The 12494-nt window shown below is 67.0% G+C and carries 10 protein-coding genes and 2 pseudogenes; 10 read left to right on the top strand and 2 right to left on the bottom strand.

What is annotated here, in order from left to right:
- Positions 1–374: 374 nt before the first annotated feature.
- The 4 genes and pseudogenes from AC5Y5V_RS27755 to AC5Y5V_RS27740 form a co-directional block, all read left to right on the top strand.
- Entirely contained in the window at positions 375–2816 is a 2442-nt protein-coding gene (locus AC5Y5V_RS27755; protein ID WP_499941600.1) for an AAA family ATPase, read from the top strand.
- Positions 2813–3199: a hypothetical protein gene (locus tag AC5Y5V_RS27750; RefSeq protein WP_499941597.1), complete on the top strand. Its 387-nt coding sequence runs from the start codon at positions 2813–2815 to the stop codon at positions 3197–3199. The genes AC5Y5V_RS27755 and AC5Y5V_RS27750 overlap by 4 nt, the downstream gene beginning before the upstream one ends.
- Positions 3200–3417: 218 nt before the next feature.
- A pseudogene (locus tag AC5Y5V_RS27745) lies at positions 3418–3687 on the top strand (PE family protein); the annotation flags it as partial.
- Positions 3688–4059: 372 nt separating this feature from the next.
- Positions 4060–4662, top strand: a pseudogene (locus AC5Y5V_RS27740) (nuclease-related domain-containing protein); the annotation flags it as partial.
- A 19-nt stretch (positions 4663–4681) separates the two neighbouring features.
- On the opposite strand, the gene AC5Y5V_RS27735 reads toward AC5Y5V_RS27740, so the two are convergent.
- Entirely contained in the window at positions 4682–6259 is a 1578-nt protein-coding gene (locus tag AC5Y5V_RS27735) for a serine/threonine-protein kinase (protein WP_499941595.1), read from the bottom strand.
- Positions 6260–6381: 122 nt separating this feature from the next.
- On the opposite strand from AC5Y5V_RS27735, the gene AC5Y5V_RS27730 reads away from it, so the two are divergent.
- The 6 genes from AC5Y5V_RS27730 (at position 6382) to AC5Y5V_RS27705 (ending at position 11263) form a co-directional block, all read left to right on the top strand.
- The gene (locus AC5Y5V_RS27730; protein ID WP_499941609.1) at positions 6382–6855 is read left to right on the top strand and encodes an HD domain-containing protein; all 474 of its coding nucleotides are present in this window, start codon (positions 6382–6384) and stop codon (positions 6853–6855) included.
- Between the two features lie 212 nt (positions 6856–7067).
- Positions 7068–7304, top strand: coding sequence for a hypothetical protein (locus AC5Y5V_RS27725; protein ID WP_499941592.1), 237 nt, complete (start codon positions 7068–7070; stop codon positions 7302–7304).
- A 69-nt stretch (positions 7305–7373) separates the two neighbouring features.
- Positions 7374–8855, top strand: a complete 1482-nt coding sequence (locus AC5Y5V_RS27720; RefSeq protein ID WP_499941590.1) for an MFS transporter — start codon at positions 7374–7376, stop codon at positions 8853–8855.
- Positions 8856–8903: 48 nt separating this feature from the next.
- On the top strand, positions 8904–9482 hold the full coding sequence (locus AC5Y5V_RS27715) for a TetR/AcrR family transcriptional regulator (protein WP_499941607.1): 579 nt from the start codon (positions 8904–8906) through the stop codon (positions 9480–9482).
- A 72-nt stretch (positions 9483–9554) separates the two neighbouring features.
- Positions 9555–10631 carry an oxygenase MpaB family protein gene (locus AC5Y5V_RS27710; RefSeq protein ID WP_499941587.1) on the top strand — a complete coding sequence of 359 codons (1077 nt, stop codon included), beginning with the start codon at positions 9555–9557 and terminating at the stop codon, positions 10629–10631.
- Positions 10628–11263, top strand: coding sequence for a TetR/AcrR family transcriptional regulator (locus AC5Y5V_RS27705; RefSeq protein WP_499941584.1), 636 nt, complete (start codon positions 10628–10630; stop codon positions 11261–11263). The genes AC5Y5V_RS27710 and AC5Y5V_RS27705 overlap by 4 nt, the downstream gene beginning before the upstream one ends.
- A gap of 50 nt (positions 11264–11313) precedes the next feature.
- On the opposite strand, the gene AC5Y5V_RS27700 is transcribed toward AC5Y5V_RS27705, so the two are convergent.
- Positions 11314–12465 carry an acyl-CoA dehydrogenase family protein gene (locus AC5Y5V_RS27700; protein ID WP_499941582.1) on the bottom strand — a complete coding sequence of 384 codons (1152 nt, stop codon included), beginning with the start codon at positions 12463–12465 and terminating at the stop codon, positions 11314–11316.
- Between the last annotated feature and the right edge of the window lie 29 nt (positions 12466–12494).

Genomic DNA, 12494 nt, shown 5'->3' with positions numbered 1-12494 from the left:
CGGGTGCATCGCTGCCGGACGGGCCGAGGTAGCTATTGGTCGGCAAGCACGCCGGTGGCAACCATGCCGTCTTTCGAAACCGAATGATGACAGCGTCACCCGAATCTGTCGTACTAAGTGCCGTCGGCGCAAGGGCAGAGTGACAGTTTCCCTCGCTCACGGCAACTCTTCCCAGCTCATCTCGACGGACCATGCCGCCCTTGTCTGGACGTGCGGCCAGCGTATGTCCCCCCACCGACACAGTTCGCGTTGGCTATGAAACCACTCTTTGCCACCATCCCGCAGCTGGTTCGCGGATCAGCTTTCGCATTCGGCATCGAGTTGTCGGCGAGTGCTCTTACCCTCGGTGCCCAGGGGACGTAAGGGGAGAGGCCATGGCCAACGACACGCTAAAGAACTATGTGCTGGCGCTCGCTGATGCGGATGAGTCGCTCGGTGAGCCCGCGCGACTGGCGGTGCTAGCAGCGCTCGAGGATCCTGACGCGTTGTCCGAAGCGTTGGGTGGCGCGGCGGATACCTCAGAGGCCGTCAATGCGCTGACCGCGGCCGACGAAACCGCGTCGGAACCCGTCGGCGCATATCTGAAGTCGATTACGGTGGCCGGCTTTCGTGGCGTCGGCGCCGAGATCACCGTCCCGCTGCAGCCGGGCCCGGGCCTCACGGTGATTGCAGGACGCAACGGCTCGGGAAAGTCGACGCTGGCCGAAGCGCTGGAGCTTGCGCTCACCGGCGTCAACTCCCGCTGGAAAGACAAGCCGGTCATCTGGTCGCAGAATTGGCGCAATCTGCACAGCGGCGAACCGGCGCGGATCCGTGTCGACATCGCCGAGGAAGGCTCGGGCACAACGACAATCGGGGTGGACTGGCCCGCGGGTGCAGACATACCGGTGGACCAGATGAAGCCCTGGGTACAGCGGACAGGTCAGAAACGCGCACCGGTGAGTGTGCTCGGGTGGGATAGCGCGTTGACCATGTACCGCCCATTGCTGAGCTACGACGAGCTGAGCAGCATTCTGGAAGGCAAGCCCAGCGAGTTCTACGACCAGCTCTTCAAGTTGCTTGGCTTGCAGCAGCTCACCACGGCGATCGAAGTCCTCGATGCCGAGGTCAAGAAGCTCAGAGAGCCCGCAGCTGGTCTCAAACGTGCCGCCGACATCGTCAAGCCCGTCCTGGCGACTCACGCGGATCCTCGCGCCGGAGTCGCCCTGGCGCAGGTGAAAAAGACCAAACCGGACCTCGACGCTGTGCGGCCCTTGATAACTGGTCATGCGGCGAGCATCCCCGCGGCGTGGCACCAGGCACGCCAGATTGTCGTTCCGCCAGCCGCGGAAAGCGAACCGAAATGCACGGCGCTGCGGTCAGCTGCGAACGCGGAACAGCAGGAATCACGGCGAGTAGATGCGCTGGCCGCCGACCGTGCAGAACTGCTGCAATCGAGTCTGGAATTCCACGAGCACCACGGTGACCAGCGCTGTCCCGTCTGCGGACAGGGCACCCTTGACAGCAGCTGGGCTGTTGCCGCCCGCGCGGCGTTGGAGCGCGACCAAATAGCGCTACGCGACCTTACCGCCGCGCGGGCGGAAACCCAGCAGGCTCGTTTGGCGGTGATGGCGACCATTCGTTCCGTTGCGCGCCCGCCGCTCGCCGACGCCGACCTGCACACGCTTGATGCCGCGCGGGCCGCCTACGATCTCTTTGCCGCCGTTCCCGTTGGCGATGACGTTGCGCTGGCTGATCACGTCGATACAACGCTGCCGCCACTGCGGGCGGCCTATGCGGCGCTGGCCGAGGAAGCCGCTGCCCTCATCCAAGCGCGCGAAGATGCGTGGGGTCCAGTCGCTGTGCACCTGGCGGAATGGCTGCACAAGGCTGAATCGGCCGCGGCCGCGGCCAAGCAACTGGCGGTGGCGACCGAAGCGCTGAAGTGGCTGCAGGCCAATGCCGGACGGTTACGCAACGAACGGATCGCACCGCTGGCCGATAAGTCGCGGGAGATTTGGTCAGCACTACGGCAGGAAAGCAACGTCGAGCTTGGCGGCATACGGCTGGAGGGTCAGAAGACCACCCGGCGAGTCGTGCTGCAGGCCGCCGTCGACGGCTCTGAGACGGAGGCCTTCGGGGTGATGAGCCAAGGCGAGCTGCAGGCACTGGCACTGGCCATCTTCATTCCGCGGGCCACGTCGCCCGAAAGCCCTTTCCGCTTCCTGGTCTTCGATGATCCTATTCAGGCGATGGACCCGTCGAAGATCGATGGGTTTCTCGACGTCCTGACGGATATTGCGAAGGACCGGCAAGTGATTGTGCTGACTCATGACAACCGGCTGCCTGCGGCGATTCGCGGTTCGCGTGCACCCGCCCGGATCGTCGAAGTGACTCGTGCATTGAATTCCGCTATCAGCGTGGTGGAGTCTACACGGCCGGCCACGCGGCTGCTCGACGACGCTTTCGCAATCGCGGTCGACGAGGCCGTTCCCGACGGCATCAAGCGATCCGCCATCCCGGCACTGTGCCGGGAGGCTTTGGAGGCGATCGCGTGGGATCTCTACTCATCGAAGGCGCTGGCGGGTGGGGAGTCTCGCGAAGACATCGAGCGTACGTGGGAGGCGACCGCCAAGACCGCAAGAAGGCTGGCGCTGGCTTTGGCGGGCAACGCCGATGACGCTATGGCAGTCGACAAGTGGAAGGCTGGCGGCCGGGCACGCCGGGACACGCTGTCTGTGGTGAACAAGGGTGTGCACCAGGGCGTGGCCGATTTCAAAGGTGCGGTCAATGATGCACGATTGGCCGTCGGCGATCTGGCTAGGGGCGCAGCATGATTGGCCGCAGCGCGCTTCTCGACTATGCCGACGAGGTGCTCGCCGGCAAGATTGCGCTCGGCTCTCGTGCAGCACGGACTGCGGCGCTACTGGCACGCATGGCCCTCGAGGACTGGCTCGACGAACAGAGCGCCTCGTGGTGCCGCACGAGCGCCAAGGCCCCGACCATGAATTCGAAACTCGTTGTATTGAGTAGAAATCAGGGAGAGGAAGTCGGTGCGCGTGCCCGGCGCGCGTGGCATGCCCTGAGCAGGTCAGTGCACCACCATGCGTATGAGTTACAGCCGTCGCAGACGGAGGTGCTTTATCTGGTCCGACAGGTGCGGCAACTCGTCGCACCTACGCCGCGGGACCCTTCGGCAGATTGGGCAAGATGGGCTTGAGTGACGTTGAAGTAGCCGACGTAGAAGCGGATGCGCGCCCGCGCGCTGCAGCGCCGCCTGGCTGTGGCGTCACCAGCCCCCGTTCCGGGTTCCGTCGGGGTCCGCTCGGCCGGTCGCCTGAGCCCCAAACGCGAAAAAGTTGCCGGATAGCGTTGACACCCGTCATTGCCATTTTATGCTGGACCTGCCGCGGGGGTGACCGATGAGAGGACAGCGCGATGTCGCTTCTGGCGGTGATCCCACAGCTGGTGCTGGCTGCGGCAACGAGTGTGGAGGAAATCGGCACGTCGCTGACCACGGCCAACATGGTGGCGGCGGCCCAGACCACCTCGGTCATTGCCGCTGCGGGTGACGACGTATCGCTGGCCATCGCGGCATACTTTTCCACCCACGCCCAGGACTTCCAGGCGCTCGCTGCCAAGGCAGACGAGTTTCATCAGGATTTTGTGCAGGCCTTGAAGGGCGCCGGAGGTTCGTATGGCGCCACCGAAGCGGCCAACGCCTCGCCGTTGCAGAGCGTGTCACCACCAAGCCTGCTCACTGCTCCCGGCCAGACAATGTCAAGCCCGCCGCTGGCCGGCAATCGCGTCGACGCGATGGTGCCGTTGGCGCGCGCCGTCGGCGGTGGCAGGGCTCCGTCACTCGGCAACGCCGGCCCGGGCGGCCTGCTGTTCCCCGCCGTGGGGGCCGGCGGAGCCAGGGCAGGCGCCGCGTCCGACGAGGCGCCCGCCCGTCGTAGCTATGCACCACCGGCCGCGTCGCCCAGTGCCGCGCGGGACGCCGCCACATCAGGCCGCGACGCTCCGCGCGGGCCAGAGCCTCACCACGGTGACCGGCGAGGCTCCGGGATCGACGGCCCGATGACGATCACTCGGGCGGACTCGCCGAACCTGGCCAACGGCGCCGAGCGTACGGTCTGGCAGGCCCTCATCGACCAACTATTACCCGCCGACCTCGTCATCGTCGGCCAGCGCGTCACCGACCACCTCAAGGACCACGAGATCGACTTCACCGTCGCGATCGAGGGCGCCGGGATCGCGTGCATCGAAGTCAAGGGCGGCGAAGTCTGGCACGACGGCACCCACTGGCGGCAGCGGCGGCGGAACAAGGACGTCAAGATCGAACCCGTCCGCCAGGCCCGCGAAGCCTGCTACGCGCTGCGCAACTTCGTCGAAAGGGACCCGCGCTGGACCCGGGGCCGGCTTCGCTGGGACCACATCGTCGTCCTGCCCAACACCGACGTGCCGCAGGACTTCGCCCTGCCGGAGTGTCCGCGCTGGAAGGTCATCGACCGAACCCAGCTGCCCACGCTCGCGCCCCGGCTGCGCAACGTCCTGGTCAATCAGGAGATCGAGCGGCCGCTGCTCGACAAATCCGGCATCCAACAACTGCAGACTGCCCTCGGCGGGCGCGGATTCCCTCGGCGTAAGCACGCCGCGGACAGCCTCAAAGACGAGGACGCCGTCGCCTGAGCCACGGGCCTCAGTTGTAGGCCGTGCTCCCCTCGACCGGACGCGTGGTGCTGACGATCTTGGCGATGCAATGGTCCCGGTCGAATCCATTTCCGCGGCACCAGCCCAAAGCGCCGGCGGCATTGGGAAAGACATCGCCCGCGACGGTCACCCAGAAATCCGGCGCGGAGAACGTCGACCAGTCACCCGACCACAGCAGTCGGGCCCCAGGGAACCGCTGCCGCAGCTGCTGGTGTTCCTGCAACGTCATGGCGTTGTCCCAAGTGACTCCGTTGTCGACGACACCGGGCCGCTTCGAACTCAGCTGCGGCACCCAACGGTCCGCCAATTGCGCGGCCACGTAGGCGCGATCGCTTGCCGCCAACTGCCGCAACTGTTGCAGAGGATCTTGCGATGTCGCGGTCGTGCGCGGCGACGACGTCGAGGGATACCCGGTCTCATACGCTCCGGAGCTGGGCGTGGAGTAGGCGACCGTTGGCGCCGTGCTGCTGGCCGGCTCGGACTTCCGGTTGACGAGCACACCGATCATTACGCCGACGGCGGCGAGCACTAGCGCCGCCGCCACGGCAATGACGATCGGCACCAACGGCTTTCCCGATCGTGCCGGCGCCGGAGGACCTACCGGAGGTCTGGGACCCGTTGCGGGAGCGCTGAATTGCGCGTTGTAGGGCGGATACCCAGCCTGGGCAACGTAATTCGGCGGCGGCGGTGGGGGAGGAGGCCGATACGCGGTGGCCTGCATCGTCGGCGCGGGACGCGGGGCGGTCGGCCCTTCCGCGAGAGCGCGTTTGGCCGCGCGGCCCAGCGCGCCGGCGCTGCCGTAGCGGTCGTCGGGCTCCTTCGCCAAGCCGCGGGCGATGACCTCGTCAAGGGCCGCCGGGATACGATGATCCATCGCGCTAGGCCGCGGCGGTGGCGCCGAAATGTGGCCCGCGATGACCTGCTCGCTGGGTCCGGGAAACGGCTTGCGGCCCGTCAACGCTTCGTAGAGAACGCAAGTCAGCGCGTAGATGTCGACGGCCGCTGTCGCTGATTGGTCGCGGAATCGCTCCGGCGCCATGTAGTCGAAGCTGCCGATGTGGTAACCCGTCATGGTCAGGTGGGTGTCGCCGCGGGTTTCGGCGATGCCAAAGTCCACCAGGTACGCGAAATCGTCTGGCGTGACGATGATGTTCTGCGGTTTGACGTCGCGGTGGATCAGCCCCTCGGCGTGCGCTGCGTCCAGAGCCGCCGCGACCTGCCGCACGATGTCGACGGCCCGTTGCGGCTCAAGGGCGTTCAGCTTGAGCATCTCGTGCAGGGTCTGACCCTGGACCAGCCGCATGTCGATGTAGAGGGTGTCGTCGATCTCGCCCCAGTCGTGGATCGGGATGACGTGCGGCTCCTGCAGGACGGCGGCGGCACGCGACTCGCGCAGGAACCGCGTGCGGAACGTGTCGTCCTGCGCGTACTGGTCGGCGAGGACCTTCAGGGCGACGGTCCGGCCCTTATCGGTGTCGTAGGCCTCGTACACCTCGCCCATGCCGCCCTTGCCCAGCATCCGGTTGATCCGGTACTTGCCGAACGTCTCCCCGACGAGCGACTTCACGAAACCCCCTGCCTTTCGACGCTCTCGGTAAGTATCCGCTGAGTAGCGACAACGCGCACTCGTTTGTTCAGGATGGTTCGTACCTATGTAGCCCGACGAGGCCGGCGTTATGGTGGCTGATGATGGACCTCATCGCCACGGCCGACGCGATCGCATCCGCCGCACACGCCACCCAGGTCGACAAGGCCGGCATGCCGTACGTGGGACACGTGCGCCGCGTCGCGTCGTATGTCGACCCGGGCAACTCACTAGGGGTAGTCGCGGCGTTGCTGCACGACGTCATCGAAGACGCGGGCATCACCGCTGCGGACCTCGCCGCCGCTGGTATCCCCGCTGAGGCGATCGACGCTGTCGAACTGCTCACCCGTCGTGCCGACCAGCCGCCGGCCGAGTACTACCGGCTCATTCGCGACCACCCAATTGCCCGCGAAGTCAAGCTCGCCGACCTGGCCGACAACACCGACCCGGCTCGCCTGGCGTCGCTGAGTGAGTCCGACCGCGCACGTCTGACGCGCAAGTACGGTGGGGCCTACGAGGCGCTCGGCGCGGATTTCGACGACGGCACGCGCCGCCGCGGTGTGAGAAGCCGAACCTGAGTTGATCTCCGCCCGTTGCCGGCGCCGATCGATGACGAGACCCGCCTCAACAGCTTCTTAAGTGCCTCGGTCGCGCCGCTCCACGTTCCGCCATTGGTGCGCCGCGATGATCTTGTTGCGGCCAATCGCATTTCGCGCCGGGCGCCTGCACGACCCCGGTCGAATGCACGGGACGCGTCGTCAGCGACCAGGGTCGGAGCGCGGGCGTCAGCTTGACGGCTCTGATTACGTCGTCAAACGCGACATCCCCAACTGGGAACCGATCCGACGGCGGCGCGCATACCGGACACGAGATCTATCGGTTCTATCCGGTCGACGAAAACGGCTTGGTGTCATGGGGTTCACCGATGCTCGCCGGCGTCGACCTGACCTCGGGAGACAGCGGGGCGTGCGGGATCAATCGGGCGCTGGTGATCATGCTGCCGTTCCGGCTGCGGAAGGTGGGCTGAGTACGCGGATTCGGAGCCGCTATACCGTTGAGGCTTGCGATGGCACCGAAGCGGGTACTGGGGGTAACGATGAGCGGCAAGGTACAGACGGGCACCATCGAGACGCACGTGCCGGCGCGGCTGGACCGACTGCCCTGGTCGCGGTTTCACTGGCGCGTGGTCGTCGGCCTGGGCGGCGTGTGGATCCTCGACGGGCTCGAGGTCACGATGGTTGGCAACGTGTCGGCACGCCTCACCGAGCAGAACAGCGGCATCGCGCTGACCCCGGCCGACATCGGCGTGGCGGCGGCGATCTACATCACCGGGGCGTGTTTGGGTGCGCTGTTCTTCGGCCACCTGACCGACCGTTTCGGGCGGCGTAACGTGTTCGTGCTGACCCTCGTCGTGTACCTTTTGGCCACCGTCGCGACCGCATTCGCTTTTGCCCCTTGGTTTTTCTTCCTCACCCGCTTCTTCACCGGCGCCGGCATCGGGGGCGAATACGCGGCCATCAACTCGGCGATCGACGAGTTGATTCCCGCGCGTGTGCGAGGCCAGGTGGACCTGGTGATCAACGGGACCTATTGGCTCGGTTCGGCGTTGGGCGCGGCGGGCGCGCTGGTCCTGCTGAACACGGCGAACTTCGCGGCCGACGTCGGCTGGCGGCTGGCCTTCGGCATCGGGGCGATCTTCGGCATCTTCGTCCTGCTGGTGCGGCGCAACGTCCCGGAAAGCCCGCGGTGGTTGTTCATCCACGGTCGCAATGAAGAGGCCGAACAGGTCGTCGGCGAGATCGAGGCCGAGGTCGAGGCTCAATCCGGCGAGCCGCTGTCCGCGCCGCACGGCAAGCCGCTGAAGATCCGCCAGCGCGAGACGATTTCGTTCGTCGAGATCGCGAAGGTGGCCTTCAAGCTGTACCCGCGACGCGCGGTGCTGGGGCTGGCGCTGTTCGTCGGGCAGGCGTTCCTCTACAACGGCGTGACGTTCAACCTCGGCACGCTGCTGCATGAGTTCTACTCGATCGCAGACTCGACGGTGCCGACGTTCTTCATCCTGTGGGCCCTGAGCAACTTCCTCGGCCCGCTGGTGCTGGGTCGGCTGATGGACAGTGTGGGGCGCAAGCCGATGATCGCGTTTTCCTATCTGGGCTCGGCGGCGATGGCCGTGGTTCTCGCGGTGGTCTTCGCGGGCCCGACCGGCGGCGTCTGGCTGTTCATCGGCGTGCTCGCCGCGACGTTCTTCTTGGCCTCGGCGGGCGCGAGCGCGGCCTATCTGACCGTCAGCGAGATCTTCCCGATGGAGACCCGCGCGCTGGCGATCGCGTTCTTCTACGCGGTCGGAACGGCGATCGGCGGCATCAGCGGGCCGCTGTTGTTCGGTGAACTGATCAACTCCGGGCAGCGCGGCCTCGTGGTCTGGTCGTTCCTGATCGGCGCGGTCGTGATGGCGGTGGGTGGCGTGGTGGAGATCTGGCTCGGCGTGGCCGCCGAGGGTCGGTCACTCGAGGAGTTGGCGCTGCCGTTGACCGTGGCCGACGCCGAGAGTGACGACGACGAGCAGACCCAGAATTAGACGGTTTCCTGCGATTCTGTGGCTGCTCGCGAGCGTAAATTGCACGGTGTGCCAACAGCCCGGAAGCCCCAGTCGCGCCTTTCCGTCGAGGACTGGCTGCAGGCCGGTTACACCGTGCTCGCCGAGCAGGGCGTGCGGGCGCTGAAGGTCGAAACCCTCTGCCGGCAGGTCGGTGTCACCCGTGGCAGCTTCTACTGGCACTTCGAGGACATGGACGGCTATCGCGCCGCGCTCGTCGAATCGTGGCAGGAATTCCTCGAACGCGATCGTCACGAACTGGCCGAACTCGACGCGCTGGCACCGCGGGAACGGTTGTCCGCCATGATGACTGCGCTCACCAGCCCGCAGCACTGGATGCTCGAACGCGCGATGCGGGAGTGGGCGCGCACCGACCCGGCTGCCGCCGCCAACATCCGCGCTGCCGACCGGCGCCTGATCAAGGCCGTCGCCCGGGCATATGTCGACTACGGCTTCGGCCCGAGCGACGCCAAGCTGCGTGCGGAGCTGACCTTCGCCGCCGGAATCGGATTGCTGCACCTTACGGGCTCGCCCGCGCAGGCGCAGAAGGCTGCGCGGCGCGAACAACTCCTCGATCTGATGCTGGCCGATTCGCCCTCATCGCCTTGACAGGCCGCGCCCCCGGGTGCTTATCCTACACATTGTCGGAAATTCCTACAGAGTGTCGGAAATGGGGACCGGATGATCGGGATGATCCGCGAATTTGTGACGTTGCCGCCGGTCGAGGCCGCCGAGGACTACGGGTTCTTCGGCCCCGGCTCGGTGACCTGGAAGGTGTGGAGCTACCCGACGTCGCTGACCATCGGGTTCCAGCGCTCGGTGGTGATCGAGGAACTCGACCCGGCGCTGGTAGCGGCCGTCGACAAGACCCACGAGATCTACAAGCGGCCCCGCACCCGCTATGACCGCACGCTGCGCTACTTCTCGATGGTCGCGTTCGGCGACAGCGCATCCACTGCGAAGGCGGCCGACGTGCTGGTCAAGGTTCACTCCAAGGCGGTCGGCACCGACGAGGTGACCGGCATTCGCTACGACGCCAACGATCCCGCGTCCCAGCTGTGGATCCACCTCACGGCGTGGCACTCCATCCTGATGGCGTATGAGAAGTACGGGCCCGGCCGGCTCTCGCAGGAGGAGGAAGAGCGGTACTGGGCGGAGTGCGCACTGGCCGCCGAGTTGCAGACCTGCGATCCGGCCGACGTGCCTACCACGCGCGAGGGCATCCAGCGATACTTCGAGGAGATGCGGCCCCGGCTACTGGGTTCCGACATCGCCAAGCAGGCGATGAACCACCTGCTGCGCGCGGAGGTGATGCTGCCGCCGACGCCGCTGTTGCTGCAGCCGGGCGCGTTGCTGGTCGCCGCGGTCCTGCGGCGCGGGACCCTGGCCACCATGCCGAAGTGGATGCGCCGGATGTCCGGACTCCCAGTCAATCCCGCGCTGGACGCGGCCGTGGTCCCCGTGCTGCGCGCGGCGTTCAGGACGGTCAGACTGAACACTCGCTTCCAGCTGATGCTGCTCAAGCTGCTGTCGCCCACCACGGTCGAGGTCGTCGCCCCCGTGCTGCGCTCCGTTCCGGCGCGCAATCCGGTGACCACCACGCCGCGGATGGCGCAGGACCGCTTCGGTTTCGAAGCTCCCGCGTTGGCGCACAAGCAGTTCCGCGACCGCCAGAAGGCCAGGGTGTTCGACGAGGGCAGCTTGCCCAGCGAAGAGGGCATCGTCGAGTCCCAGTCGATCCTCGGTTCTGTGGTGTGACCCCGCGCAACGCGTCGCGCGACCGCGCCCGGGCCGAGCATCTGGGACCGGAGCGTCGTCGGCCTCAGGTGCTGGACGCGGCGCTCGAAATCGCCGCCGCCGACGGGGTTTCCGGGGTCACCATGGGGGCCATCTCCGCGCGCATGGGGGTGAGTCGCCCGGTCGTTTACGACTGCTACAACGGCCGCGGCGAGGTGCTGCGCGCCCTGCTGGACCGCGAGACGGACGTCGCCTTGAATGCATTGCTGTCGATCCTGCCGCCGATGAAGACGACGTCGGTGGAGCAGATGTTCGTCGACGGCTTCCGCTCGCTGCTCGACGACGTCAAACGCCGTCCCGCGTCGTGGCGGATAATCTTTGCCAACGACCCCGAACCGATTCTCGCCGAGGCAATCTCACGCGGACGGCGGCGGATGAGCCAGCAGGTCGCGGCGGTGATGCGGCCCCTGTTCGAACGCTGGCAGATCGAGGACATCGACCGCGTCACGCCGGCGCTCACGGAGGTGTTCGTCGGGCTGTGCGAAACGGCGGCGCGGATGATGCTCGAGCAACCGGACGCGTGGTCGCCGGATGCCCTGGCCGACATCGTTGGCCGCGCCGCGTACCGTGCGCTGCGGGCCCGAACCGGCTAGTGTGCCCGCGATTGCACACGGTCGCGGGCAGGCGGCGGGCTACATCGGGGCTAGATCATTGCGAGCGGCGAGATCTTGGCGCCGATCGCCCTAGCCCCGGCCAGCTCGCAGCTCAGGTCGTAGTCGAACACGACATGCCCGGCGGCGATGTCGACGTCGCGCTTGAACCGCTGCAAGGGGTTCGACAGGAACTGGGAACTGGCGCCGGAGGCCTCCAACAGATCGGCGATCACAGCGCGGGACTCGTGCACCGCATGGGCGGCCGCCAGGCGCGCGTCGGCGCGCACCGACCGGCTCACGCGCGTGCCGCCGGTGACGAGTTCGTCGATGCCGCCCGCGGTTTCGTCGAGCAGCGTCCGCAGCGCGCGCAGCCGCACCCGTGCCTTTCCCAGCCGGATCTGAGCGGCCGGTTGATCCTTCTGCGCCACACCGCTATACGCCAGCACCCGGCTGCCCAGCCGCTCGGCGAAAAGTTCCGTCACCCGCTCGGCGGCCCCGAGCACCGGCATCGACGCCACGAGCGCCAGCGCGGGAACCAGCGGCCACCGGTAGGTCGGCGCCCCATGGACGTGGCCGCCCGGCGAAGTGCCGCCGTAGATGTCCGCGACCGCGACGATGCGGTGCTCGGGCACGAAGCCGTCGGTGACGACGACGTCGTGGGAACCGGTGCCGCGCATGCCCGCGGTGTGCCACACGTCGTCGACCTCGACCTCGTCGGCCGGCAAGACCACCAGCGCCAGCACGGGGCCGTCCGGCCTCTCGATCAGGGCACCGACCATCACCCACTCGGCATCCATCACGCCGGTCGCCCACGACCAACGACCGGCGAGGCGCACCCCGCCGTCGACGGGGGTGCCGCGTCCCGTCGGGGCCAGGGGACCGGGAGCCAGGACCGGTCCCGAAGCGAACACCTCCTCCTGCAGCTGCAGGGGAAACAGCGCCAGCATCCAGTTGTGCAGCGCATAGAAACCCAGGGTCCATGCGCTCGACGGGCATCCGTGTGCCATCCGCCGAATCGGTTCCAGCACTTGGGGAAGCGGCGCTTGAATGCCGCCGAAGCGGGCCGGCAGCAGCAGGCGAAACAGATCGGTCTGCCGGAACTCGTCGATCGTCTGCGCGGGCAGGCGGCGCAGCCGCTCGGTCTCGTCTGCGCGCTCGGCTAACCGCGCGACGAAATCGTCGGTGACACCGTGCGCTGACATGAGCCCGACCGTACCATACTTTTTAGTAT

The sequence above is a fragment of the Mycobacterium sp. NGS68 genome (genome assembly GCF_059812195.1).
Note: the sequence above shows the minus strand (reverse complement) of the source record. Positions and strands in the feature narration are given on the sequence as shown.

What these genes read in the sequence shown, in the direction of transcription:
- AC5Y5V_RS27755 (WP_499941600.1), top strand. Translation starts at nt 375, where the DNA reads ATGGCCAACGACACGCTAAAGAACTATGTGCTGGCGCTCGCTGATGCG.
- AC5Y5V_RS27750 (WP_499941597.1), top strand. Translation starts at nt 2,813, where the DNA reads ATGATTGGCCGCAGCGCGCTTCTCGACTATGCCGACGAGGTGCTCGCC.
- AC5Y5V_RS27730 (WP_499941609.1), top strand. Translation starts at nt 6,382, where the DNA reads ATGGACCTCATCGCCACGGCCGACGCGATCGCATCCGCCGCACACGCC.
- AC5Y5V_RS27720 (WP_499941590.1), top strand. Translation starts at nt 7,374, where the DNA reads ATGAGCGGCAAGGTACAGACGGGCACCATCGAGACGCACGTGCCGGCG.
- AC5Y5V_RS27710 (WP_499941587.1), top strand. Translation starts at nt 9,555, where the DNA reads ATGATCGGGATGATCCGCGAATTTGTGACGTTGCCGCCGGTCGAGGCC.
- AC5Y5V_RS27700 (WP_499941582.1), bottom strand. Translation starts at nt 12,465, where the DNA reads ATGTCAGCGCACGGTGTCACCGACGATTTCGTCGCGCGGTTAGCCGAG.